Source organism: Roseovarius halotolerans, assembly GCF_900172255.1.
Taxonomy (GTDB): Bacteria; Pseudomonadota; Alphaproteobacteria; order Rhodobacterales; family Rhodobacteraceae; genus Roseovarius; species Roseovarius halotolerans.
Genome location: NZ_FWFU01000003.1, coordinates 448,688 through 472,687 on the forward strand (window position 1 = coordinate 448,688; position 24,000 = coordinate 472,687).

The following is a 24,000-nucleotide window of genomic DNA, read 5'->3' on the forward strand; positions in this document are numbered from 1 at the left end:
TCATGGCCGGTCCAGGCCGGTCAGCGCGTCGGCGAATTCCTCAGGGTCGAACGGCGCCAGGTCGTCGATCTGCTCGCCCACGCCGATGGCGTGGATCGGCAGGCCGAACTTGTCCGCCAGCGCCACCAGGACACCGCCCTTCGCGGTGCCGTCCAGCTTGGTCATCACCAAGCCCGATACATCGGCCAGCTTGCGGAAGGTCTCGACCTGACTCAGCGCATTCTGCCCGGTCGTGGCATCCAACACCAGCAGCGTGTTGTGCGGCGCGCTTTCGTCCTTCTTTCGGATGACGCGGACGATCTTGGCCAGTTCCTCCATCAGGTCGGCCCGGTTCTGCAACCGCCCGGCCGTGTCGATCATCAACAGGTCAGCACCATCCGCCTGCGCCTTTCCCATCGCGTCATAGGCCAGGCTTGCGGGGTCCGATCCCTCGGGCGCGGTCAGCACCGGCACCCCGGCGCGGTCGCCCCAGATCTGCAACTGTTCCACCGCGGCAGCACGGAAGGTATCACCGGCTGCGATCACCACCTTCTTTCCGGCCGCCTTGAACTGGCTGGCCAGCTTGCCGATCGTCGTGGTCTTGCCCGAGCCGTTGACCCCGACCACCAGCACCACCTGCGGCACCTTGGGATAAAGCGGCATGGGGCGCGCCACCGGCTCCATGATGCGGGTAATCTCCTGCGACAGCAGGCTCTTGATCTCCTGCGTCGAAAGCTTCTTGCCCATGCGTCCCTCGGCCATGTTGGCGGTGACGCGCAGGGCGGTATCGACCCCCATATCGGCGCTGATCAACAACTCCTCAAGCTGTTCGAGCATGTCGTCATCCAGCACCCGGCGGGTGACGGTCCTGGCCTCGCCCCGCCCCAGCAGCCGCCCCAGGATCCCCGGCTTTGCGGGTTTGGCGCGGGCTTCGACGGCATCCTCCACCGGGATTTCCACGGGCGTCGGCGCCGGGGCCGGCTCGGGCGCAGGCGCGGGCGCCTCCTGCGGTGACTGGTCGGGCACTTCGCTGGGCGGCGTTGCGGGCTGCTCGGATGGCGGCTCGGGCAGTTCCTCTGGCGCGGGTTGCGGCGCAGGTTCGGGCTCCGGCACGGGCACCGGTTCCGGCTGCGGCTCTGGCTCAGGCTCGGGCTGCGGCTCAGGTTCCGGCTGCGGTTCAGGCTCGGGCTGCGGTTCCGGCTCAGGTTCGGGCTCGGCCGACGCGGCGATCTCTTCCTGCTCGCCGCCCTCTTCGACGATCGCATCCAAACCATCCTCCAGCTTGGATGAGGATTTGAACAGCCGCTCCTTGAGTTTCTTGAAAAACGCCATGCGCCCTCCGATCCGCTTGTTAAGTCTCACCTAATGCGGATCGCGGCGATATGGAAGCCTGTGGCGTGTTTTGCGACCTTGCCGGGAACCGCCCGCGCAATCGTGAGCCGAACCATCTGGCCTGCGCCGCGCGTCTCTGCCAAACTGCGCACATGCGCCGATTGATCCCGCTCTCCTTGCCGTGCCTTTTGCTCCTCGCCTCCTCGCTCAATGCACAAGAGGCGATGAGCGCCGAAGCCTTTGACGCCTATACTCGTGGCAAGACCTTCTATTACGGCAGCGGTGGCATGGCCTACGGCGCCGAGGAATACCTGAGTGACCGGCGCGTGCGCTGGTCCTTCCTCGATGGAGAATGCCAGGAGGGGCGCTGGTATGAGGAGGCGGGCGAAATCTGTTTCGTCTATGAAAACCGCCCCGAGCCGCAATGCTGGACCTTCACCCGCGGCCCCGAAGGCCTGGTCGCCCGTTTCGTGAACGACCCTTTCGCAACCGAGCTTTACGAGGTCGAGCAAAGCGACGAGCCGCTGTCCTGTCCGGGGCCGAAGATCGGCGTCTGACCTGACCGCCTTGGCTCAGAACAGGCTGCCCTGGCCGGGGGGATCGGATTTTGGCGGCTTCGATGCAGCCTTCTGCGCGGGCTTGGCAGCCGCTTTGCGCGGGGCTTTTGGCGGAGTGCCCGGCCCGCCCCCGCCGCCACCAGCCGCCAGATCGAGACGCCCGTCGGCGAATTCGATCTCCAGCGCGGTTGCCTGTGCCGCGGCCTCCCGCGTCGTCACGACCGCCCCGTCGCCGCGCACCACCGCGTAGCCGCGTTTCAGTGTCGCCTTGTAACCCAGGGTCTCACGCAGACGGTCCATCGCCGTGATCTGCTCGCGCCAGTCTCTCACCTGCCGTTGCCCCGCATCCGACAGGCGCTGGCCGATCCGGTCCAGTTGGTCGCGCTTCTGCGCCATGTCGCGGCGGATCGGGCGCAAGCTCAACCGGTCCAGCCGCCGGTGCAGCGATTCGCGCTTCCTGTCCGCCATGCGTTGCAACGCCGGGGCCAGCCGCAACGCCCATGAACCGTAACGATCACGCCGTGACTCCAGCCGCGACTGCAACAGGCCCGGACGCAGCGCACCCGACACCTCGAACAGCCGGACCCGGCGCTTCTGGACCTGGCTGGTCAGCGCGGCGGGCAGACGGTCGGACCATGCGTCAAGCCGCTGGCGCGGCGTGTCGAGCAGGCGCTCGGGCCTAGGCAGCGCGCGCGCCAGATCGCGCAACCGCTGGCCGCGCGCCCCGACACCCGATGTCAGCGCATGGCTGAGCCGCGCCTCCTGCTTGTCGCACCAGGCCAATAGGTCCAGCCGCACCGGCACGGCAAGTTCCGCCGCCGCCGTGGGCGTGGGCGCGCGCTGGTCGGCGGCATAGTCGATCAACGTCGTGTCGGTCTCATGCCCCACCGCCGAAATCAGCGGGATGTCGCTTTCGGCGGCGGCGCGCACCACCGATTCCTCGTTGAATCCCCATAGATCCTCGATACTGCCGCCACCCCGCGCCACGATCAGAAGGTCGGGCCTCGGCAAGGCGCCGCCCGGCGTGAACTGGTTGAAGCCCCGGATCGCGCGGGTCACCTCGGGCGCGCATTTTTCACCCTGCACCGCGACGGGCCAGATCAGCACCTTGCGCGGGAACCTGTCCCGCAGACGGTGCAGGATGTCGCGGATCACCGCGCCCGAGGGCGATGTGATCACCCCGATCACCTCCGGCAGATAGGGCAAGGGGCGCTTGCGCTCGGGCGCGAACAGGCCCTCGGCGGCCAGTTGCGCCTTGCGCTTCTCCAGCATCGCCATCAGCGCGCCCATGCCCGCCGGTTTGATGTCCTCGATCACGATCTGATAGCGCGACTGGCCGGGGAAGGTGGTGAGGCGGCCGGTGGCCACCACCTCCATCCCTTCCTCGGGCTGCACCGAAAGACGCGACGCCACGCCCTTCCATATGACCCCGGCCAGCACGGCGCGGTCATCCTTGAGATCCATGTAGACATGGCCCGAGCGCGGACGGCTGACGCGCCCGACCTCGCCCTTCACCCGCACATGGGCGAATTCGCCCTCGATCACGCGCTTCACCGCGCCCGAGATTTCGGACACCGAGAATTCCGGGGCGTTCTCGCCCTCGAGGGGATCGTCGATCAGATCGGACATGCCTCTGCCTTGTGTCTGCCTGCGCGCCACCTTAGAACGCCTGTGATCCAAGGCCAAGCAGGAGAGAGAGCGGCGCCATGAACATCCTGATCCTCGGCAGCGGCGGGCGCGAGCACAGCATCGCCTGGGCGGTGATGCAGAACCCCAAATGCGACAAGCTGATCGTGGCGCCCGGCAATGCCGGCATCGCCCAGATCGCCGAATGCGCGACGCTCGATATCGAGGACGGCGCGGCCGTGGTGGGCTTTTGCGACACCAACGCCATCGACTTCGTGATCGTCGGCCCCGAGGCGCCCCTGGCCGCCGGTGTCGCGGACCGGCTGCGCGACGCGGGATTGCTGGTGTTCGGCCCCTCGAAGGCGGCGGCGGAACTCGAGGCGTCCAAGCGATTTACCAAGGAAATCTGCGACGCGGCCGGCGCGCCGACGGCCGCCTATGCCCATTTCACCGATGCCGAGGCCGCGCGCGCCTATATCCGCGAACATGGCGCGCCCATCGTGGTCAAGGCCGACGGCCTGGCGGCGGGCAAGGGCGTGATCGTGGCCGAAACCGAGGATCAGGCGCTGGCGGCGATCGACGACATGTTCGGCGGCGAATTCGGCACGGCGGGGGCCGAGGTGGTGATCGAGGAATTCATGCGCGGCGAAGAGGCCAGCTTCTTCGTGCTATGCGACGGTGAAACCGCGCTGCCCATCGGCACGGCGCAGGACCACAAGCGCGTCGGCGAAGGCGATCGCGGCCCCAATACAGGCGGCATGGGCGCCTATTCGCCCGCCCCCGTGCTGACCGACGAGATCGCGCAGAAGGCGCTCGACAGGATCATCCGTCCCACCCTCGCCGAAATGGCACGGCGCGGCACGCCCTATCAGGGTGTGCTTTACGCCGGGCTGATGATCGAGAACGGCGAACCCCGGCTGGTGGAATACAATGTCCGCTTCGGCGACCCGGAATGCCAGGTGCTGATGATGCGCCTTGGCGCGCAGGTGTTCGACCTCTTGCAGGCCGCCGCCGAGGGGCGCCTTGACGAGGCGCGTGTCAACTGGGCCGACGATCATGCCATGACCGTGGTGATGGCCGCCAAAGGCTATCCCGGCGCCTATGAGAAGGGCTCGGTGATCAAGGGGCTTGAAGATTGCGCCGAGGACAGTTTCCACATGGTCTTCCATGCGGGCACCGCCGAAACGGATGGCCGGATCGTCGCCGCGGGCGGTCGGGTTCTGAACGTCACGGCGCGCGGCGCGTCGCTGATGCAGGCCCGCGACCGGGCCTATGCGATGGTGGACAGGATCGACTGGCCCGAAGGGTTCTGCCGCCGCGATATCGGCTGGCGGGCGCTTTGATTTCGCTGGGTTCGGATCGCCTGGGCGATCCGACCGATGCGAGGGGCGCCGCCCCTCGCGCTCCCCGGAGTATTTCCTGCAAGATGAAGTCTAGCGGCAGATGAGCGCATCGTTCAGGCTGTCGGGACCGTTGGCAGGACCGAGAGCGCGGCTTTCGAGCCCGCCGTTCCGGAATTGCACCGCCATCACCTGCGACCAGTCCTTGCTGGCGACGATGATCTCGGGGCCATCGCCGCAATCGCGAAATCCGCCGGGGATGTGATCCCAGCCGATCCGGTGATTGGTGAGGTTGGGCGCATCCGCCACATGAACGAGCTTGTTCTGCTCGAGGCGCCAGACCCGCAACAGCCCGAGCAGGTGGGGCCGGTCGATATAGGCGATCTCTGGCTTGCCGTCGCCATCGAGATCGGCCACGCCCACCGGGGCGAGCCAGCGATGCGGACGCCCGATATAGGGCGTCGCCGCCAACCGCCCCGCAGCGCCCCAGACCGCCAGCCGGGCGCCGCGCTGCAGGTCGGCTTCGACCACGACGACCTCGGGCGCGCCGTCGCCGGTCACATCGAAGAGGCGCGGGGCGGTATCCTCGAACACCATTGTCTCGGGCAGGGTCATGATGCGCTGTCGGCCATCCGAAAGATCGAGCCGGAGCGCGCCCCACTCCTCATCGTCCCCGAGCACCCCGTGATCGTAGCGCGTGGTCGGGTCGGTATAGGTCGCGCCGGTGATCTCCTGCGCAAGGGCGGGCGCACAGAGCAGGAGAAGCCCCGCAACACCGCCCGCAAGCCGCCCCGCCCACGCCATCAGATCTGCTTTTCGGGCATCTGCACCACCAGCCCGTCCAGATCGTCGGTGACCTTGATCTGGCAGGTCAGGCGCGAGCGCTCGGGATCGGGCTCATAGGCGAAATCCAGCATGTCCTCTTCCATGTCGTCCTTACCGGGCAGTTTCTCGACCCAGTCGGGATGGACATAGACATGGCAGGTCGAACAGGCGCAGGCGCCGCCGCAATCGGCCTCGATGCCGGGAATGTTGTTGTCGCGCGCGCCTTCCATCACGGTCAGGCCATTGGCCACATCGACCTCATGCGCGGTGCCGTCATGCTCGATATAGGTGATCTTCGCCATGAACTCTTGCTCTCTTTCAAACGTGCCAGACTGGTAGGGTTCCTAGCCAAGCCATTTAGGACAGACCAGCCCGATTTGCGACCCTTGCAGGGTCGGGTTACGACAATTTCGATGTGTTCCACCTTTGTTCGGACCGATTGCCGCAGCTGCGCCGACCGCGGCGCCGCCGCTTCCCCGGCGGCGTGAAACCGTCTAGAGTGGCGGCAAAACACCGCCCCCAGAGGCCCGAGCATGACGCCCCGTTCCATCGCCCTTCTGTCGGCCGCCCTGATCGCCGCCGCCTGCGCCCCCGGCCAGCCGCCCGGCGAACCCGGTCTTGCGCAAAGCCTGCGCGAGGCGCCGCCCGGTGCCGCGCCGGGCACCTGCTGGGGCAAGCAGGTCACCCCCGCGGTCGTCGAGACGGTGACCGAACAGGTCCTGCTCCATCCCGCCAGCTACACCATCGAGGGACAGCCGCTGAAGGCCGCCGTCTACCGGACCGAAACCCGGCAGGCCATCCTGCGCGAGCGCGAGGTGACCTGGTTCGAGACCCCTTGCCCGCGCGCGCGCACGCCGGATTTCATCGCCTCGCTGCAACGCGCGCTCAAGGTGCGGGGCTTCTATCAAGGGCCGGTCAACGGGGTGATGGATGCACGCACCCGCGCCGCCGTGCAGGCCTATCAGGCGCCACGCGGGCTGGCGACAGGGGTGCTCTCGCTCGAGTCGGCGCGCGATCTGGGGCTGGTGGCGGTCGAGAACCCGAGGGCGGGCTGACCCGCCGCTGGGCCGCCGCTCAGGCGATCTGGTTCTCGATCAGCCGCGACGCCAGCGCAAGATAGGCCTCGGCCATCGGCCCCTCGCCCGCCGCCACCGGCGTCCCCGCATCCCCCGCCAGCCGCGTCTCAAGATCGATGGGCAAAGCGGCAAGGAAGGGGATATTCAGCTTTTCGGCCTCGGCCCTGACCCCGCCATGCCCGAAGATATGCGCCTCATGCCCGCATTCGGGGCAATGAAAGACCGACATGTTTTCGATCAGCCCCAGAACCGGGGTCTTGAGCGTGCGGAACATGTCGATCGCCTTGCGCGCATCGAGCAGCGCAACATCCTGCGGCGTCGAAACCACCAGCGCCCCGGTCGGCGCGGCGCGCTGGCAAAGCGTCAGTTGCACATCCCCCGTGCCCGGCGGCAGATCGACGATCAGCACATCCAGATCGCCCCATTGGACCTGGCTCAGCATCTGCTGGAGCGCCCCCATCAGCATCGGCCCGCGCCAGACCACCGCCTTGTCCTCTTCCAGCATGAGGCCGATCGACATCAGCGTGACGCCATGCGCGCGCAACGGTTCGATGGTCTTGCCGTCGGGGCTGGCGGGGCGCTGGTTCACGCCCATCATGCGCGGCAGGCTGGGACCGTGAATATCTGCATCCAGCAGCCCGACCCGCCGCCCCTGCCGCGCCAGCGCGACGGCAAGGTTCGACGAGACCGTCGACTTGCCGACGCCCCCCTTGCCCGAGGCCACGGCGAGAATCGAGCGGACGCCCTCTGGACGCACGGATTCCTGGCCGCCGGTGGGATGGCCGCCGATCCGTGGCCCCGGCGCGCCCCCGCCCTGCGGTCCCTTGGCCTCGGGGGTATGGGCCGTCAGCGCCACGCTGGCCGCCTGAACCCCCGGCACCGACAACGCGGCCCGCTCGGCCGCGGCGCGCAGCGGCTCCATCTGCCGGGCCAGATCCGGGCTTGGCGCTTCGATCACGAATCGCACCTGGCCGTTCTCGACACTGAGCGCGCGCACCATGTCGCGCGAAACCAGCGTGCCGCCGCCCGGCAATTCCAGCCGCTCGAGCTGCTTCAGAATTTCGTCGCGCGTTTCAGACATGCTCAATCTCCGCTTCCTTGTGCTGCAATAGGTGGCAGATTTCGCGCTGCAGACAAGAGCCAGACACGAAGCGCCTAAAAAATGTAACTCGAGATTAACGTTACGTCATAACTGCTTATGCATTCGCTGCATAGCAGCATTGCCCCTAATAGGGATTGTGCACATGCAGCATTTTGCTATCTTCATCTCAACAACGACACACACAGCATGCAACGCAGCTGGAAACCTTGAGAGTAAAGACAATGACCTTCGCGACCTATACCCGCGCAGCAGAAACCGGCCTCGGCCTGGAATTCAGCGCCGCTCTGCATCAGATGATGCTGCGTTTTGCGGATTATCGCATCTATCGCGCCACCCTGAAAGAACTGGGCAAGCTCGACGACCGCACGCTGGCCGATCTCGGCATCGCCCGCTCCGGCATCCGTGCCAAGGCCCACGAAGCCGTCTACGGGACACGCGATTGAACTGATTTGAGAATTCAGATGTCTCTCTCCTCCTCCCTGAGACATCTGTAAACGGCGGCGGCCCCCTCCTCCTCCCTGGGCCGCCGCCATTAAGACCCCGGGTCTTCGGACCCGCACAGATTGCGAAAGGCCCTCTCCTCCTCCTTGGGTCGCTCGTAAAATGAAGCGGCGGTGCCTCTCCTCCTCCCTGGCACCGCCGCTTTTCTTTTCCGCCAAGCTCTTGACTGTCCTCGCTGATCTCTGCTCGTATCCCGCGCAGGGCCATCAGGACATTGAGACATGACGCTTTCCCCCGACGATCCTTCGCTGCGCGACGCCATCATTTCCGCCGTGGCCGACGGTTTCGACCGCCAAACCCGTTTCCTCGCCGATTTCACCCGCATTCCCAGCCGCCGTGGTCAGGAAGACGCCGCACTCGATTTCATGGCCGGGGCGCTGCGGGCGCGTGGCTGGCAGGTCGATGACTGGACCGCGCCGATCGACACGCTGCGCGACGAGCCCGGATTCTGCGATTGCGCGGGCGAGGTGGACTCGGTGCGCTCGGTCGTGGGCACGCTTGCCCCCGACAGCTCCGAAATCCCCGAAGGGCGCTCGCTCATCCTGCAGGGGCATCTCGACGTGGTGCCCGAAGGGCCGCTCGGCATGTGGAAAAGCCCGCCCTATTCGCCCGAAACGCGGGACGGCTGGATGTATGGCAGGGGCGCGGGCGACATGAAGGCCGGCAAGGTCGCAGCCCTTTTCGCGGTCGATGCGCTGCGCCGCGCGGGCTATGCCCCGGCCGGTCGGCTGCATTACCAATCGGTCGTCGAAGAGGAAAGCTCGGGCCTTGGCGCGCTCGCCACGCTCGCACGGGGCTACCGGGCCGATTGCGCCTTCATCCCGGAACCGACCGCGCACCGGCTGGTGCGCGCGCAGGTCGGCGCGATCTGGTTCCGCCTCAAGGTGCGCGGCCGCCCCGCCCATGTGGCCTATGCCGGCACCGGGTCAAGCGCGATAACCGCCGCACTGCACCTGGTCACTGCCCTCCAGAAGATGGAAAGCCACTGGAACGACGAGGACGCCACCCGCCACCCGCATTACAAGGGCGTCAACCATCCGCTCAATTTCAACGCCGGCAAGATCGCAGGCGGCGACTGGACCTCGAGCCTCCCTGCCTGGTGCGACGTGGATTGCCGCATGGGTCTGCTGCCCGGCGATGTCGTGTCCGAGCGCCGCGCGCAGATCATCGCCACCATCAAAGAGGCCGCCGCCGCGCATCCCTTCCTGCGCGACAACCCACCCGAGATCGAATGGACCGGCTTCATGGCCGATGGCTATGTTCTCGAGAACGCCGCCGAACCCGAATCCGCACTGGCTGGCGCGCATTGCACCGTCACCGGCGAGTCCGCCCTGCCCGAGGATTCCTGGACCGCGCTCACCGACACCCGCTTTTACGGGCTTTACCACGGCATCCCAAGCCTCTGCTACGGCCCCATCGCCGACAGCATCCACGGCTTTGACGAAAAGGTGGACCTCGCCTCGGTGCAGCGCACGACCGAGGTGATCGCGCTTTTCATCGCCCGCTGGTGCGGCGTGAGGCGGCTTGACGGCTAATTGAGCCGCCCGCGTGCACGGCGGCGCGTCCCCGCCCCGCCAGTCATCGCAAGGCTGGCATCCGCAAGGAAACCGACAAAGGCGCGCGCAGCCGGGCTGACCGGATTCTGCGCCGCCGGGCTGTCCAGCGCCGCGCGCGCGGCTTCGGCACTCACGCTGCCCTCCGCATCGAAAATCCACTTGAGCAGCCCCATTCGCGCGGCGGCATCGGCCTCACGGCCCGTCGCCTCGCTCATTTCCAACCCATCGATGATCCGGGTCACACACATCGCGTTCTCTCCTGCGGCCACACCCCGGGCCGTCTGGGGCGAAGGGAAAGAACCGACGGCAAGGCCCGCACATACATGGAGGGACCACGCGCCCGCACCGCCCCCCGCGGCTTGACGTTGGTCCAAGGCTGGTTTCCGGGCTTGGCGGGATCGGATGCGGCGCCTTCCCGGATCATGACGCGATCCAGTGGCCAAGGCCGCATCCCCCATCCTTACCGTTGCGGGGGCAGCGCCGGACTTGCACCGGCTTCCCAATTCTCCCGCACGATGCGGGCACCTCGGACCCCAATTCTGTCCCAACCGAAAGAGTCGCGCAAGCCGCGAATGCGGCACCCCCGTGCGCAAAGCGACCCCGGTGCGCTACATCACCGGCGCGCCCTTGCCGCTGGTCAACGCACCGATCGCATGGGCAATGGCCTGACGGTCGATCCGGTAGTGACGCGCCAGATCGCCGATGGTGCCGGTCTGGCCGAAATGCTCGACCCCAAGCGGAATCACCCGGTGCCCCGCCACCGCGCCCAGCCATGCCAGCGTCGCCGGATGACCGTCGATCACCGTGACGATGGTGCAATGCCCCGGCAAATCGCCCAGCAATTGCTCCACATGACTTTGCGCGGCCCCATTGCCCCGTGCGCGCTCGCGCTGCGCCGCACACCAGCCTGCGTTCAGGCGGTCCGCCGATGTGACCGCCAGCACCCCCACGTCGCGGCGATGCTCGCCCATCATGCCCGCTGCCGCGATGGCCTCGTCGGCAACGGCCCCCTGATAGGCGATCACCACCGATGCATTCGGCCCCGGCTTGCGCAGCCAATAACCGCCGTCGATGGCGCCCTGCCGGAACGCATCGTCCACCCGCTTGCCCGGCTGCTCAAGCGGCTTCGTGCTCAGTCTCAGGTAGACCGATCCGCCGGTCTCGTCGCGCAGCCAGGTGCGCTCGTCGGGCGCGCCCTCGCCATCGCGTTGCAGATAATCGAATGCCCATTCCATGATGACCGCCAGCTCATCTGCGAATGCCGGCTCGAACGCCGCCAGCCCGTCCTGGCTCATCCCGATCAGCGGCGTGCCAATGGATTGATGCGCGCCACCCTCAGGCGCCAAGGTCACGCCCGAAGGCGTGCCCACGATCATGAAACGCGCATCCTGGTAACAGGCGTAATTGAGCGCATCGAGCCCCCGCGCCACGAACGGATCGTAGACCGTGCCGATGGGTATGACCCGCCTGCCCCACAGACTATGCGACAGCCCCGCCGCCCCAAGCAGCAGGAAAAGGTTCATCTCGGCGATACCAAGTTCCAGATGCTGCCCTTCGGGCGCAAAGTTCCATTTCGCCGTCGAAGGGATGCGATGCTCGATAAAGGCGTCGGGCATCGCCTGCTTGGCGAACAGCTTGCGGCGATTGACCCAGGGACCAAGCCCCGTGGTCCCGGTCACATCCGGCGAGGTGGTCATGATCCGCGCGGCCAGCGGGCTCTCTCCCCGTGCCAGCGTGTCGAGGATCTTGCCAAATGCCATCTGGGTCGAAATCTCGCGCTCCGGCGCCATCTCGATGCCCGGCACATCAAGGCGGGCATCGCCAAGACGCCGCGTCCCTTGCGCAAAGAACGGCACCTCCGACAGGAAGTCCCTCAAGCCCTCGACATCTTCGACCGTGGCCATCGGCTCCCATTCCTGCCCCTCGGGCACCCCCATATGCGCCTGCCATTCGGCCATCTGCGCCTTGGTCATCAGCCCGCCGTGATTGTCCTTGTGACCGGCGATCGGCGTGCCCCAGCCCTTGATCGTATATGCCAGGAAACAGGTGGGCCGGTCGTGGTCGATGGCGTCGAAAGCCTGCGTCATGGTCTCGACGCAATTGCCGCCGAGGTTCTCCATCAGCGCCGCCAGTTCGGCGTCATCGCGCCGCTCGATCAAAGCCGTCACATCGCCCTGATCGCCAAGGTCATCCATCAGCCGCTTGCGCCAGACCGCACCACCCATATAGGTCAGCGCCGCATATTGCGCATTCGGACAGCTGTCGATCCAGTCCCGCAGGGCCGCGCCGCCCGGTTCCTCGAAGGCGGCCCGCTGAAGCGCGCCATGCTTGATCCGCACGACATCCCAGCCGAACGCGTCGAAGATCTTCTCGACCCGCCCGAACAGCCCTTCGCGCACGATCCCGTCCAGCGACTGGCGGTTGTAATCGATGATCCACCAGGTATTGCGCAGATCGTTCTTCCAGCCCTCCTGCAACACCTCATAGATATTGCCCTCGTCAAGCTCGGCATCGCCCACCAGCGCCACCATCCGTCCTTTGCGGATATCGCCCCATGCCTTTGCCGCGATGAAATCCTGCACCAGCGCCGCCAGCGCCGTGATCCCGACCCCAAGCCCCACCGAGCCGGTCGAGAAATCCACATCGTCGATATCCTTGGTCCGGCTCGGATAGCTCTGCGCACCGCCAAAACCCCGAAACGCCTCGATCTTCTCGCGGGTCTGGTTCCCCATCAGGTATTGCATCGCGTGAAACACCGGCGCGGCATGGGGCTTGACGGCAACCCGGTCCTCGGGCCGCAACGCCGAGAAATAAAGCGCCGTCATGATCGACACCATCGACGCCGACGAGGCCTGATGCCCGCCCACCTTGATCCCGTCCTGCTTGGGACGGATATGGTTGGCATTGTGAACCATCCAGTGCGAGAGCCACAGCAGCCGCTGCTCGACGGTCTTGAGATGGGCGGTGGATCGGTCAGTCGGCATGGAACCTCCGGGTTTCATGGTCGCGTTGCGGAAATGGAGCGCACGCTGCCGCGCGGTGCGCCCCGTTGAGGTGAAAGGGTTCAGCCGTCCTTGTAGTAGTAGCCGTAACCGTTCAGCGCGGGCGCCCCGCCAAGATGGGCGTAAAGCACGCGCGACCCTTCGGGAAAGAAGCCCTTTCTCGTAAGATCGATCAACCCCTGCATGGATTTCCCTTCATAAACCGGGTCCGTCATCATCGCCTCGGTGCGCGCCGCCAGACGGATCGCGTCATTGGTGGCCTCCGAGGGCACACCATAGGCGGGATGCGCGTAATCGGGATTGATGACGATCTCATCCTCGCGGACCGCCCGCCCCAGGCCCACCAGTTCGGCGGTATTGTCGACGATCCCGCGCACCTGCGCGCGGGTCTGCTCCAGCGTGTAGGATGCGTCGATCCCGATCACCCGGTCGGCCCGGTCCTGCGCGGCGAAACCCACAATCATCCCGCCCTGCGTCGATCCGGTGACCACGCAGACCACGATATAATCGAAGGTATAGCCCAGTTCGGCCTCCTGCGCCGCCACTTCTTCGGCAAAACCGACATAGCCAAGCGCGCCGTATTTATGCACCGATGCACCCGCCGGGATCGGATAGGGCTTGCCGCCCGCATCCTTCACCGACTGAATCGCATCCTCCCAGCTCTTGCGGATGCCGATATCAAATCCTTCTTCCACAAGCCTTGAATCCGCGCCCATCAGCCGGGTCATCATGATATTGCCCACCCGGTCATAGACCGCATCGTAATGGGGCACCCATTTTTCCTGGATCACCACGCATTTCATGCCCAGCTTCGCCGCGGTCGCCGCCACCATCCGTGTGTGGTTCGACTGCACGCCACCGATCGAGACCAGCGTATCGGCCCCGCTCGCGATGGCATCGGGCACGATATACTCCAGCTTGCGCAGCTTGTTGCCACCCATCGCAAGGCCGGAATTGCAGTCATCCCTCTTGGCATGGATCTCGACCTTGCCGCCCAGCGCCTCCGACAGGCGCGGCAGGTATTCGATCGGCGTCGGGCCGAATGTCAGCGGATAGCGTTCAAATTTCTCGAGAAGCGACATGCTCATTCTCCTGGTTGCATCGCCCGGAATTCTACGGCCTGCCACCTGAAAGGTGCTCTCTTATTTGAACGAAATACATCGCTCTAATTGAACCAGATGCATTGCTCTCATGAATCTTCACTCATAAAGTCCAAAATCATGAAAGATTCTTCCGCACCCCCTCTCGACCGAATCGATCTCGCCATCCTGCGCCTCCTGCAATCGGACGGACGGCTCAGCAATGCCGAGATCGCCAAGGCCGCGCATGTCAGCCCCGCCACCTGCCACCGCCGCACCCAGCGCCTGTTTGAAGAGGGCCACGTCACCCGCGTGCGCGCCGAGATCAACCCCGCCTCCATCGGTCTTGGCGCGCTGGTGCTGGTCGGCGTGGTGCTCGACCGCTCCACCCCGGAAAGCTTCGCCGCCTTCGAGACCGCCGTGACCGAAATGAAGGAACTGCTCGATTGCCACCTCGTGGCGGGCGATTTCGACTACCTGCTGAAAATCCGCGTCCGTGACATGTCGGACTTCAACCTGCTTCACGGCAAGATGCTGATCGCCCTGCCCGGCGTGCGCCAGATCCGCACCTTCTTCGTCATGAAGGACGTCAAGGAAAACGCCCCCCTGCCGTTCTGATCGCGCCCGCGCCTTCTTCTGTTCACAAATATCCCGGGGGAGTCGCGCCGCGCGCGACGGGGGCAGCGCCCCCTCTTTCAGAACGGCACGTCATCCGTGCCGGTCACGAAACGCGCGACCACCTTCTTCACCCCCGCCTTCTCAAAGGCGATCTCCAGCTTGTCGCCCTCGATCGCGATGATCGCGCCATAACCGAATTTCTGGTGAAAGACGCGCTCGCCCACCACATGCTTACTGACCGCCTGCGCGTCGATCACCGCCGCGCCGCGTGTCTGCCCGCCCGGACGCGACGACATGCGCGCCTCCCGCAGGCGCCGCCAGCCGGGCGAATTATACACATTCGCCTCCGCGGCCCGCGCCTCCAGCCCGCTTTCCTCGTGCATCGACGCCGCTGCGCCGTAACCCCCGCCATAAAGCCCCGGCGGGGTCAGCACCTCGACATGCGCCTCGGGCAATTCGTCAATGAACCGCGACGGCCTCTGGCTTTGCCACTGGCCGAACACCCGCCGGTTCCCCGCGAAGGAGATCGTGCAGACCTCCTCGGCGCGGGTGATGCCCACATAGGCCAGCCGCCGTTCCTCCTCAACGCCATTCTCAGGGGGTGCGTCAAGCGTGCGCTGCGACGGGAAAAGCCCTTCCTCCCAGCCGGGCAGGAACACGACCGGAAATTCCAGCCCCTTGGCGGCATGCAACGTCATGATGCTGACTTTCTCGGCCTGCTCCTCGCTCTCGTTCTCCATGATCAGGCTGACATGCTCGAGGAACCCCGCAAGGTTCTCGAACTGCTCGAGTGCCTTCACTAACTCCTTGAGGTTCTCTAAACGACCCTCAGCTTCATGATCTTTTGGTTGGCGCGACTCATCCGGGTCGTCTGGGTCTTCTTTTGGCTTTAGCCACATTTCAGTGTAGCCGCTCTCGTCCAAGATAATCTCAGCTATGTCTCTAGGACTCGGCTCGCCCGCGCCCGCCATCCGGCCCCAGCGCGACAGGTCCATGACCAGCTTGCCCAGCGCCTGCGCGCCCTTGCCCTTGATCGCGCCCTGCTCGACCGCCATCGCGGCCCCATCCAGAAGCGGCACGCCGTTCTCGCGCGCGATCCGCTGGATGGTCTGAACCGCCTTCTCGCCCAGCCCGCGCTTGGGCGTGTTCACGACCCGCTCGAAGGCCAGATCGTCCGACGGGCTGATCACCAGCCGGAAATAGGCCATCGCGTCGCGGATCTCCATCCGCTCATAGAACCGCGGCCCGCCGATCACCCGATAGGGCAGCCCGATGGTCAGGAACCGGTCCTCGAAGGCCCGCATCTGGTGGCTCGCGCGCACAAGGATCGCCATGTCATCCAGCGAAAAGGGCCGCAGCCCGCGCGTGCCGCGCTGCATCGCCTCGATCTCGTCGCCGATCCAGCGCGCCTCTTCCTCGCCGTCCCAATGGCCGATCAGCCGCACCTTCTCGCCCGCCTCGGTCTCGGTCCAGAGCTCCTTGCCCAGCCGCCCCTTGTTGGCCGCGATCACGCCCCCCGCCGCGCCCAGGATATGCGGCGTCGAGCGGTAATTCTGCTCCAGCCGGACCACCTTGGCGCCGGGAAAATCCTTTTCAAACCGCAGGATATTGCCCACCTCGGCACCCCGCCAGCCATAGATCGACTGGTCGTCATCCCCGACGCAGCAGATATTGCTGTGCCCGCCCGCCAACAGCCGCAGCCACAGGTATTGGGCGACATTGGTATCCTGGTACTCGTCCACAAGGATATAGCGGAAACGGTGTCGATACTGCTCCAGAACATCGGGATGGGTCTGAAAGATCGTCACCACATGCAACAGCAGATCGCCGAAATCGACGGCGTTCAGCTCGCAAAGCCGGGTCTGGTATTGGCGATAAAGCGCTACACCCTTGCCGTCATAGGCGCTCGCCTCGCTGACCGGCACATTATCCGGCGTCCAGGCGCGGTTCTTCCACTGGTCGATCACCCCCGCCAGCGCCCGCGCAGGCCATCGCTTGTCGTCGATCCCCGCCGCCCGCACCAATTGCTTGAGCAGCCTGATCTGATCGTCGGTATCCAGAATGGTGAAATTCGACCTCAGCCCCACCAGCTCCTGATGTCGGCGCAGGATTTTCACACAGATCGAATGGAAGGTGCCCATCCAAGGCATCCCCTCCACCGCCTCGCCCAGTGTCCGGCCGACGCGGCTCTTCATCTCGCGCGCGGCCTTGTTGGTAAAGGTCACTGCCAAAATTTCATGCGGGCGCGCCTTGCCGGTGTTGAGCAGATGCACGATCCGCGTGGTCAGCGCCTTGGTCTTGCCCGTGCCGGCCCCCGCCAGCATCAGCACCGGACCATCGAGCGCCTCGACCGCCTCGCGCTGTGCAGGGTTCAAATCATCAAGATATGGTGCCGTCGGCCGCGCCGCCATCGCGCGCGCCGACAGAGAGCCCGCCGCGGGGGCTTCGGATTCGTCGAAACTGCTCATGCGCGCCAGACTAGCGCGGCGCGCAGCCAAGTTAAAGGGAATGTTCGGGGATTGTTCCCGCCCTTTTCACGCCCGCCATCCACCCGTCAGGATCCCGGCTCGGCGTCTGTGCGCAGCGCCCCCAGGTCGCAAAGCGATGTGGCGGGCCAATGCGCGGGCAGGTCGTCCTGCTTGCCCTGCCCGTAGCCCTCGCGCAGCGCGCGGGTGCGCGCCCAGCGCATGATGAAATCCTCATGGCACCGCGCATAGGTCACGCCCGCGGCGGGTGCCACATGGCGCATCTCATACTCGAAACGCCCCTCGAAACCGTCCCGGTCGATCAGGATCACCGCAGGTGTCTTGCCGGTCAGATGTGCAAAGAACAGCGCCTGGTGCACGCTGTCGCGCGACGACGCCTTGCCGTCCAGCCCGATCTCGATGACATGGGTTTCCGTCTCGCAATCCACCCGCACATGGCGCGACATGCCGTTCACGTCGAAATACTGCCGGGTTTCCTGCTCGGATCCGGCCAGAAAGGCGCATAACAGGGCCGCAAGCTCGACTTCTCCCGCCATCTGCGCCTCTTTTGTTAACGAAGGTTAACAAAACGTTAACAGAAGCCCGCCCTCGCAGCAAACCGGACCGCCGGACAGGAAACCCCTGCCCGCAGGGGCCGTTCCAAGCCCTCTGGACAATGCCATGTAAACGCTTACATTCGCGCGCCATGAACCTGCACGCGACATACCCCGCCCTCTCCGATCTGCGCGCCCGCGCCTCGCGGCGCATCCCGCGTTTCGTCTGGGAATATCTCGACAGCGCTACCGGCGCCGAATGCACCAAGTCGCGCAACCGCGCCAAGCTCGACGAGGTGCTGATGATGCCCTCGATCCTGCATGGCGAGGTCACGCCCGACCTTTCCACCACCCTCTTCGGTCAGGCCCTGCCGCTGCCCTTCGGCATCGCGCCCGTGGGCATGTCGGGGATGATCTGGCCGGGGGCGGAAAGCCATCTGGCGCGCGCCGCCGCCACGGCGGGCATCCCCTACACGCTCTCCACCGTCGCCACGCGCACCCCGGCCGACCTCAAGGACGATCTCGGCGATCACGCATGGTTCCAGATGTATCCCCCGCGCGATCCCGACATCCGCACCGACATGCTCAAACGGGCGCGCGATGCGGGCTTCGGCGTGCTGGTGCTCACCGTCGACGTGCCCGTGCCCAGCCGCCGCGAACGCCAGGTGCGCTCGGGGCTGACCACGCCGCCCCGGCTGACCCCGCGCCTGATGGCACAGGTGGCGCGCTGTCCGTCCTGGGCGCTCGGCATCGCACGGCACGGCATGCCCCGGATGCGGCTGATCGACGAATACGCCGGCAAGACCAGCGGCCTGCCCTCCAACAAGCACGCAGGCTACCTGCTGCGCACCGCGCCCGACTGGGATTACCTGCGCTGGCTGCGCGATGCCTGGGACGGGCCGATGATCGTCAAGGGCGTGCTCGATCCCGGCGACGCCACCCGTGTCGAGGCCGAAGGCGTCGACGCCATCTGGGTCTCGAACCATGCCGGGCGACAGTTCGACGCCGCCCCCGCCACCATCGAATCCCTGCCCGCCATCCGCGCCGCAACAGGCCTCCCCATCGTGATCGACGGCGGTTTCGAAACCGGGCTCGACATCCTGCGCGCCATCGCGCTTGGCGCCGATTTCGTCATGCTCGGGCGCCCCTGGCACTATGCGCTCGGCGCGCTCGGGGCCGATGGCCCGGACCATCTGGCCGATATCCTGACCCAGGATCTCATCGCCAATATGGGCCAGTTGGGGTTGTCCTCGCTGGCGGGCGCGCGCGACCGGCTGGTGATCGGCGCGGCGGGCCAGTGACCCTCCCGCCCATGCGGCCGCCCCACCCTCCCGAACGGGCAGAAAATGTCGCGAACGGGTGGAAGGCGTCGCAGCGCCATTGCGCAAACCTTTCACAATTCCTACAAACTGAACCATCCGCGCTGCACCGCAGCAACCCGCATCCGGCGGGCACAAGACAACATGAAAGCGATAGCAAGGGGGGCTGAAGCCCGTGGCCGACTTCAAGAAGATCCTGATTGCAAACCGTGGCGAAATCGCGATCCGCATCATGCGCGCCGCCAACGAGATGGGTAAACGCACCGTCGCCGTCTTCGCCGAAGAGGACAAGCTGGGCCTGCATCGCTTCAAGGCCGACGAGGCCTATCGCATCGGCGAGGGGCTCGGCCCCGTCGCCGCCTATCTCGCCATCGACGAGATCATCCGCGTCGCCAAGGCCAGCGGCGCCGACGCCATTCATCCCGGCTACGGCCTCCTGTCCGAAAACCCTGATTTCGTCGATGCCTGCGTCGCCAACGGCATTACCTTCATCGGCCCGCGCGCCGAAACCATGCGCGCCCTTGGCGACAAGGCCAGCGCGCGCCGCGTCGCCATCGAAGCGGGCGTGCCGGTCATTCCCGCCACCGACGTACTGGGCGATGACATGGACGCCATCCGCGCCGAGGCCGCCGAGATCGGCTATCCCCTGATGCTCAAGGCATCCTGGGGCGGCGGCGGGCGCGGCATGCGCCCGATCCAGTCGGACAAGGAACTGGCCGAAAAGGTCATGGAAGGCCGCCGCGAGGCCGAAGCCGCCTTCGGCAACGGCGAGGGCTATCTCGAAAAGATGATCACCCGCGCCCGCCATGTCGAGGTCCAGATCCTGGGCGACAAGCACGGCCAGATGTATCACCTCTTCGAGCGTGACTGCTCGGTGCAGCGCCGCAATCAGAAGGTGGTCGAACGCGCCCCCGCGCCGTATCTCACCGACCTGCAGCGCGCCGAGATCTGCGAACTGGGCTACAAGATCTGCAAGCATGTCGATTACGAATGCGCCGGCACGGTCGAATTCCTGATGGATATGGATACCAGCCAGTTCTACTTCATCGAGGTGAACCCCCGCGTGCAGGTGGAACACACCGTCACCGAAGAAGTGACCGGCATCGATATCGTCCAGGCCCAGATCCGCATCGCCGAGGGCAAGACCATCGAGGAAGCCACCGGCAAGAGCAGCCAGGACGCCATCACCCTCAACGGGCACGCGCTCCAGACCCGGATCACCACCGAGGATCCGCAAAACAACTTCATCCCCGATTACGGGCGCATCACCGCTTATCGCTCCGCCACCGGCATGGGCATCCGGCTCGACGGCGGCACCGCCTATGCGGGCGGCGTGATCACGCGCTATTACGATTCGCTTCTGGTCAAGGTCACGGCCCACGCCCAGACCCCCGAGGCGGCCATCGCGCGCATGGACCGCGCCCTGCGCGAATTCCGCATCCGGGGTGTGTCGACCAACATCGCCTTCGTCGAGAACCTGCTCAAGCACCCCACGTTCCTGAGCAACGAATACACCACCACCTTCATCGATCAGACCCCGGATCTCTTCAATTTCAACAAGCGGCGCGACCGGGGCACCAAGGTGCTGACCTATATCGCCGACATCACCGTGAACGGCCATCCCGAGACCACCGGCCGCGCCAAGCCCGCCGACGCCAAGCCGCCGCGCCCGCCCAAGCCCGTCGCGGCACCCGCGCCCGGCACCCGCACCCTGCTGGAAAACGAAGGCCCGCGCGCCGTGGCCGATTGGATGCTCGCGCAACAGCGCCTGCTCCTGACCGACACCACCATGCGCGACGGGCACCAGAGCCTTCTGGCCACGCGGATGCGCTCGATCGACATGATCAAGGTCGCGCCCAGCTACGCCGCCAACCTGCCGCAGCTCTTCTCGGTCGAATGCTGGGGTGGGGCGACCTTCGACGTGGCCTATCGCTTCCTTCAGGAATGCCCCTGGCAGCGCCTGCGCGAATTGCGCGCCGCCATGCCCAACCTCTTGACGCAGATGCTCCTGCGCGCCTCGAACGGGGTGGGCTATACGAACTACCCCGATAACGTGGTGCAGGAATTCGTGCGCCAGGCCGCCGAGACCGGCGTCGACGTGTTCCGCGTCTTCGACAGCCTCAACTGGGTGGAAAACATGCGCGTCGCGATGGATGCGGTGATCGACACCGGCAAGATCTGCGAAGGCACGATCTGCTATACCGGCGACATCCTCGACCCCGACCGTGCCAAGTATGACCTCAAGTATTACGTCTCGATGGCCAAGGAACTCGAATCCGCGGGCGCCCATATCCTCGGCCTCAAGGACATGGCCGGGCTGCTGAAACCCGCCGCCGCGCGCGTGCTGGTCAAGGCGCTCAAGGACGAGCTCTCGATCCCGGTGCATTTCCACACCCATGACACCAGCGGCATCGCGGGCGGAACCATCCTGGCTGCCGCCGATGCGGGGGTCGATGCGGTCGACGCGGCGATGGATGCGTTCTCGGGCGGCACCTCGCAGCCCTGCCTCGGCTCGATCGTCGAAGCCCTGATGCATACCGAGCGCGATACCGAAATCGACATTGAACGCATCCGCGACATCTCGAACTATTGGGAACAGGTGCGCGCGCAATATGTCGCCTTCGAATCCGGCCTCGCCGCACCCGCCTCCGAAGTCTACCTGCATGAGATGCCCGGCGGCCAGTTCACCAACCTCAAGGCCCAGGCCCGCTCGATGGGACTCGAGGACAAGTGGCCCGACGTGGCGCGCACCTATGCCGATGTGAACCAGATGTTCGGCGATATCGTCAAGGTCACGCCCAGTTCCAAGGTCGTGGGCGACATGGCGCTGATGATGGTCAGCCAGGGCCTCACCCGCGCCGAGGTCGAAGACCCCGACACCGACGTCGCCTTCCCCGATTCCGTGATCGACATGATGCGCGGCAACCTCGGCCAGCCCCCCGGCGGCTTCCCCGAGGGCATCGTCGGCAAGGTGCTCAAGGACGAGGCCCCCAACACCGAACGCCCCGGCAAGCACCTCCCGCCGGTCGATCTCGCCGCCGCCCGCGCCGAACTGGTCAAGGAACTCGAAGGCAAGGCCGTCGACGACGAGGACCTCAACGGCTATCTCATGTATCCCAAGGTCTTTCTCGATTACATGGGCCGCCACCGCGTCTATGGCCCGGTGCGCACCCTGCCCACCCGCGCCTTCTTCTACGGGATGGAACCCGGCGAGGAGATCAGCGCCGAGATCGACCCCGGCAAGATCCTCGAGATCCGCCTCCAGACCGTCGGCGAAACCGGCGAGGACGGCGAGGTCAAGGTGTTCTTCGAACTCAACGGTCAGCCCCGCGTGATCCGCGTCCCCGACCGCAAGGCCAAGGCAGCCACCGCCGCCCGCCCCAAGGCGGAACAGGGCAATCACGACCATGTCGGCGCGCCCATGCCCGGCGTGGTGGCCAGCGTCACGGTCAGCGTCGGCCAGAAGATCAAGCAGGGCGACATGCTCCTGACCATCGAGGCGATGAAGATGGAAACCGGCATTCACGCCGAGCGCGACGCCACCGTCAAGGCGCTGCATGTGCAGCCCGGCGCGCAGATCGACGCCAAGGATCTGCTGGTCGAACTGGAATAGGCCCGCCCACGGGCGGCGCCGCGGGAAAAGGCACGACAGCATGCAAAAGGTGCTCGTCTTCACCGATCTGCACATCCTGCCCGATGGTGGCACCATCATCGGGCTGGACCCCGCCGCACGCTTTGAACTGGCGATGGACCATGCGCTCGCACATCACCCCGACGCCGCGCGCATCGTCATCGCGGGTGACCTGACCCATAACGGCGCGCCCGCCGAATATGCCCGCCTGCGCGCGCTTCTGTCAGATTGCCCCCTGCCGGTCAGCCTGATGCTGGGCAATCACGACCGGCGCGACGCCTTCAACGCGGCCTTTCCCGACCATCCGCGCATGGCCGAAGGGTTCTGCCAGCAATGGCACGATCTGGGCGACCATCGGCTGATCCTTCTCGACACGCTCGACGAACACGCGCCCGACCTCCATAGCGGCTGGCTCTGTCCCGCGCGGCTCGACTGGCTCGATGCGGCGCTCTCGGGCGCGGCGGGGCGGCATGTGACGATCTTCACCCACCACCCGCCCATCGACACAGGATTCGCCGCGATGGACGACATCGGGCTGCGCAACCGCGACGCGCTGCTCTCTCGCCTGACCCGTCACGGCACTGTCGCGCAGATCATCAGCGGCCATATCCACCGCGCCATCTCGGGCAGCGCCGCCGGCCTGCCCACCGCCATTTTCAAAAGCCCCTGCCACCAGATGCCGATGCAGCTCGACTCGCCCGATTGCCACCTTTCCATCGATGAACCGGGCGCTTACGGGCTCCTTTTGATGATGAAAACCGGGGTTGTCGTCCATGCTCAGGATGTCGGCCTGCCGCCCGCCGCCTCCCTTCGCTACCCCGACTGACACCGGCCGTTCACCGCCCATCATACGGCGCCGACCCGGCAAGGCTCCGCCGCCCCGGCGAAATTTCTTGCCCGCTCGCCCACATTTTTCTACCCTTGGTTGACGGCGCGGCGCTTCTGGCCCGCGCCACCCACAGCCCAAGGCACCGCAATGCCCCGCCTCGAGCATGACGACACACCCCTTCCCACGCGCCCGCGCAAAGGGCGGTCCCTCCTCCTGATCGGACTGCTTCTTCTGGGCTCCGCGCTGGTCTATGGCGAAATGGCCATTCGCTTCGCACGCTGACGCCCACGCCCCGGCTTCGGGAATTTTTTCGCCAGCGCCCGAAATTTGGGCTTGCAGGCCGCGCCAAGACTTTATATCTCACGCCTCACCCAAGGACGCGGGTGTAGCTCAGGGGTAGAGCGTTACCTTGCCAAGGTAAATGTCGTGAGTTCGAATCTCATCACCCGCTCCAATTTCTCTCTTCCCCGACCGATCTGACAGCACTGCGCCAACGGCGCCGCCGCTGCCTGTCGCGATCGTCGCCCCCCTGCCCCTGTTGCAGTCCTGCCCGCTCGCCCGCGCAGCGTCGCGCGCCTCTTGGCGCAGCCCGCCCGCGCGCCTATAAGG

General features: G+C 65.9%; 19 protein-coding genes, 1 tRNA gene and 1 riboswitch. Of the genes, 10 read left to right on the forward strand and 10 right to left on the reverse strand.

Annotated elements, in window-relative coordinates; translation table 11 throughout:
* Complete coding sequence (ftsY, locus tag ROH8110_RS13320) at positions 1–1,311, reverse strand: signal recognition particle-docking protein FtsY (RefSeq protein WP_085818216.1); 1,311 nt, start codon at positions 1,309–1,311, stop codon at positions 1–3.
* 152 nt (positions 1,312–1,463) lie between these two features.
* Between ftsY and ROH8110_RS13325 the strand changes: the two genes are divergently transcribed.
* Complete coding sequence (locus ROH8110_RS13325; RefSeq protein WP_085818504.1) at positions 1,464–1,868, forward strand: hypothetical protein; 405 nt, start codon at positions 1,464–1,466, stop codon at positions 1,866–1,868.
* A 15-nt stretch (positions 1,869–1,883) separates the two neighbouring features.
* Here ROH8110_RS13325 and xseA read toward each other — a convergent pair whose 3' ends face one another.
* On the reverse strand, positions 1,884–3,497 hold the full coding sequence (gene xseA / locus ROH8110_RS13330) for an exodeoxyribonuclease VII large subunit (protein WP_085818217.1): 1,614 nt from the start codon (positions 3,495–3,497) through the stop codon (positions 1,884–1,886).
* Positions 3,498–3,574: 77 nt separating this feature from the next.
* Here xseA and purD point away from each other — a divergent pair, with 77 nt between their 5' ends.
* Positions 3,575–4,837, forward strand: a complete 1,263-nt coding sequence (gene purD / locus ROH8110_RS13335; RefSeq protein WP_085818218.1) for a phosphoribosylamine--glycine ligase — start codon at positions 3,575–3,577, stop codon at positions 4,835–4,837.
* A 90-nt stretch (positions 4,838–4,927) separates the two neighbouring features.
* Here the strand turns inward: purD and ROH8110_RS13340 are convergent, their stop codons facing one another.
* Together ROH8110_RS13340 and ROH8110_RS13345 are read right to left on the reverse strand one after the other, a co-directional pair.
* Positions 4,928–5,638: an FG-GAP repeat domain-containing protein gene (locus ROH8110_RS13340; protein WP_085818219.1), complete on the reverse strand. Its 711-nt coding sequence runs from the start codon at positions 5,636–5,638 to the stop codon at positions 4,928–4,930.
* On the reverse strand, positions 5,638–5,961 hold the full coding sequence (locus ROH8110_RS13345) for a 2Fe-2S iron-sulfur cluster-binding protein (protein WP_085818220.1): 324 nt from the start codon (positions 5,959–5,961) through the stop codon (positions 5,638–5,640). Before ROH8110_RS13345 ends, ROH8110_RS13340 begins: the two co-directional genes overlap by 1 nt.
* A gap of 231 nt (positions 5,962–6,192) precedes the next feature.
* On the opposite strand from ROH8110_RS13345, the gene ROH8110_RS13350 reads away from it, so the two are divergent.
* The gene (locus ROH8110_RS13350; protein WP_085818221.1) at positions 6,193–6,714 is read left to right on the forward strand and encodes a peptidoglycan-binding domain-containing protein; all 522 of its coding nucleotides are present in this window, start codon (positions 6,193–6,195) and stop codon (positions 6,712–6,714) included.
* Between the two features lie 19 nt (positions 6,715–6,733).
* Here ROH8110_RS13350 and ROH8110_RS13355 read toward each other — a convergent pair whose 3' ends face one another.
* Entirely contained in the window at positions 6,734–7,816 is a 1,083-nt protein-coding gene (locus tag ROH8110_RS13355; protein ID WP_085818222.1) for an Mrp/NBP35 family ATP-binding protein, read from the reverse strand.
* A 242-nt stretch (positions 7,817–8,058) separates the two neighbouring features.
* Here ROH8110_RS13355 and ROH8110_RS13360 point away from each other — a divergent pair, with 242 nt between their 5' ends.
* Together ROH8110_RS13360 and ROH8110_RS13365 are read left to right on the forward strand one after the other, a co-directional pair.
* On the forward strand, positions 8,059–8,280 hold the full coding sequence (locus tag ROH8110_RS13360) for a DUF1127 domain-containing protein (RefSeq protein ID WP_085818223.1): 222 nt from the start codon (positions 8,059–8,061) through the stop codon (positions 8,278–8,280).
* A 279-nt stretch (positions 8,281–8,559) separates the two neighbouring features.
* On the forward strand, positions 8,560–9,873 hold the full coding sequence (locus ROH8110_RS13365; protein ID WP_085818224.1) for an ArgE/DapE family deacylase: 1,314 nt from the start codon (positions 8,560–8,562) through the stop codon (positions 9,871–9,873).
* Here ROH8110_RS13365 and ROH8110_RS13370 read toward each other — a convergent pair.
* The 3 genes from ROH8110_RS13370 to ROH8110_RS13380 all read right to left on the reverse strand — a co-directional run bounded on the left by ROH8110_RS13370 (position 9,870) and on the right by ROH8110_RS13380 (position 13,978).
* Positions 9,870–10,142, reverse strand: coding sequence for a hypothetical protein (locus ROH8110_RS13370; RefSeq protein ID WP_085818505.1), 273 nt, complete (start codon positions 10,140–10,142; stop codon positions 9,870–9,872). The two genes, ROH8110_RS13365 and ROH8110_RS13370, sit on opposite strands and share 4 nt — an antisense overlap.
* 109 nt (positions 10,143–10,251) lie before the next feature.
* Positions 10,252–10,438: riboswitch (cobalamin riboswitch) on the reverse strand.
* A gap of 64 nt (positions 10,439–10,502) precedes the next feature.
* Entirely contained in the window at positions 10,503–12,878 is a 2,376-nt protein-coding gene (locus tag ROH8110_RS13375; RefSeq protein WP_085818225.1) for a thiamine pyrophosphate-binding protein, read from the reverse strand.
* A gap of 80 nt (positions 12,879–12,958) precedes the next feature.
* The gene (locus tag ROH8110_RS13380) at positions 12,959–13,978 is read right to left on the reverse strand and encodes a 1-aminocyclopropane-1-carboxylate deaminase (protein WP_085818506.1); all 1,020 of its coding nucleotides are present in this window, start codon (positions 13,976–13,978) and stop codon (positions 12,959–12,961) included.
* A 138-nt stretch (positions 13,979–14,116) separates the two neighbouring features.
* Between ROH8110_RS13380 and ROH8110_RS13385 the strand changes: the two genes are divergently transcribed.
* The gene (locus ROH8110_RS13385) at positions 14,117–14,593 is read left to right on the forward strand and encodes an Lrp/AsnC family transcriptional regulator (protein WP_085818226.1); all 477 of its coding nucleotides are present in this window, start codon (positions 14,117–14,119) and stop codon (positions 14,591–14,593) included.
* A gap of 77 nt (positions 14,594–14,670) precedes the next feature.
* Here ROH8110_RS13385 and ROH8110_RS13390 read toward each other — a convergent pair whose 3' ends face one another.
* Positions 14,671–17,061, reverse strand: a complete 2,391-nt coding sequence (locus ROH8110_RS13390) for an ATP-dependent helicase (protein ID WP_085818227.1) — start codon at positions 17,059–17,061, stop codon at positions 14,671–14,673.
* Between the two features lie 86 nt (positions 17,062–17,147).
* Positions 17,148–17,615 (reverse strand): hypothetical protein, encoded by a 468-nt coding sequence (locus tag ROH8110_RS13395; RefSeq protein WP_121143700.1) that lies wholly within the window; start codon positions 17,613–17,615, stop codon positions 17,148–17,150.
* Positions 17,616–17,764: 149 nt separating this feature from the next.
* Between ROH8110_RS13395 and ROH8110_RS13400 the strand changes: the two genes are divergently transcribed.
* From ROH8110_RS13400 to ROH8110_RS13415, 4 genes are all read left to right on the forward strand, one after another.
* The gene (locus tag ROH8110_RS13400; protein WP_176236612.1) at positions 17,765–18,913 is read left to right on the forward strand and encodes an alpha-hydroxy acid oxidase; all 1,149 of its coding nucleotides are present in this window, start codon (positions 17,765–17,767) and stop codon (positions 18,911–18,913) included.
* Between the two features lie 193 nt (positions 18,914–19,106).
* Positions 19,107–22,544: a pyruvate carboxylase gene (locus ROH8110_RS13405; protein ID WP_085818229.1), complete on the forward strand. Its 3,438-nt coding sequence runs from the start codon at positions 19,107–19,109 to the stop codon at positions 22,542–22,544.
* Positions 22,545–22,584: 40 nt separating this feature from the next.
* Positions 22,585–23,388: a phosphodiesterase gene (locus ROH8110_RS13410; protein ID WP_085818230.1), complete on the forward strand. Its 804-nt coding sequence runs from the start codon at positions 22,585–22,587 to the stop codon at positions 23,386–23,388.
* A gap of 382 nt (positions 23,389–23,770) precedes the next feature.
* Positions 23,771–23,845, forward strand: a tRNA-Gly gene (locus tag ROH8110_RS13415).
* Positions 23,846–24,000: the final 155 nt, after the last annotated feature.

Coding starts and splice junctions, on each gene's coding strand:
- ftsY (WP_085818216.1), bottom strand. CDS start 1,311: ATGGCGTTTTTCAAGAAACTCAAGGAGCGGCTGTTCAAATCCTCATCC.
- ROH8110_RS13325 (WP_085818504.1), top strand. CDS start 1,464: ATGCGCCGATTGATCCCGCTCTCCTTGCCGTGCCTTTTGCTCCTCGCC.
- xseA (WP_085818217.1), bottom strand. CDS start 3,497: ATGTCCGATCTGATCGACGATCCCCTCGAGGGCGAGAACGCCCCGGAA.
- purD (WP_085818218.1), top strand. CDS start 3,575: ATGAACATCCTGATCCTCGGCAGCGGCGGGCGCGAGCACAGCATCGCC.
- ROH8110_RS13340 (WP_085818219.1), bottom strand. CDS start 5,638: ATGGCGTGGGCGGGGCGGCTTGCGGGCGGTGTTGCGGGGCTTCTCCTG.
- ROH8110_RS13345 (WP_085818220.1), bottom strand. CDS start 5,961: ATGGCGAAGATCACCTATATCGAGCATGACGGCACCGCGCATGAGGTC.
- ROH8110_RS13350 (WP_085818221.1), top strand. CDS start 6,193: ATGACGCCCCGTTCCATCGCCCTTCTGTCGGCCGCCCTGATCGCCGCC.
- ROH8110_RS13355 (WP_085818222.1), bottom strand. CDS start 7,816: ATGTCTGAAACGCGCGACGAAATTCTGAAGCAGCTCGAGCGGCTGGAA.
- ROH8110_RS13360 (WP_085818223.1), top strand. CDS start 8,059: ATGACCTTCGCGACCTATACCCGCGCAGCAGAAACCGGCCTCGGCCTG.
- ROH8110_RS13365 (WP_085818224.1), top strand. CDS start 8,560: ATGACGCTTTCCCCCGACGATCCTTCGCTGCGCGACGCCATCATTTCC.
- ROH8110_RS13370 (WP_085818505.1), bottom strand. CDS start 10,142: ATGTGTGTGACCCGGATCATCGATGGGTTGGAAATGAGCGAGGCGACG.
- ROH8110_RS13375 (WP_085818225.1), bottom strand. CDS start 12,878: ATGCCGACTGACCGATCCACCGCCCATCTCAAGACCGTCGAGCAGCGG.
- ROH8110_RS13380 (WP_085818506.1), bottom strand. CDS start 13,978: ATGTCGCTTCTCGAGAAATTTGAACGCTATCCGCTGACATTCGGCCCG.
- ROH8110_RS13385 (WP_085818226.1), top strand. CDS start 14,117: ATGAAAGATTCTTCCGCACCCCCTCTCGACCGAATCGATCTCGCCATC.
- ROH8110_RS13390 (WP_085818227.1), bottom strand. CDS start 17,061: ATGAGCAGTTTCGACGAATCCGAAGCCCCCGCGGCGGGCTCTCTGTCG.
- ROH8110_RS13395 (WP_121143700.1), bottom strand. CDS start 17,615: ATGGCGGGAGAAGTCGAGCTTGCGGCCCTGTTATGCGCCTTTCTGGCC.
- ROH8110_RS13400 (WP_176236612.1), top strand. CDS start 17,765: ATGAACCTGCACGCGACATACCCCGCCCTCTCCGATCTGCGCGCCCGC.
- ROH8110_RS13410 (WP_085818230.1), top strand. CDS start 22,585: ATGCAAAAGGTGCTCGTCTTCACCGATCTGCACATCCTGCCCGATGGT.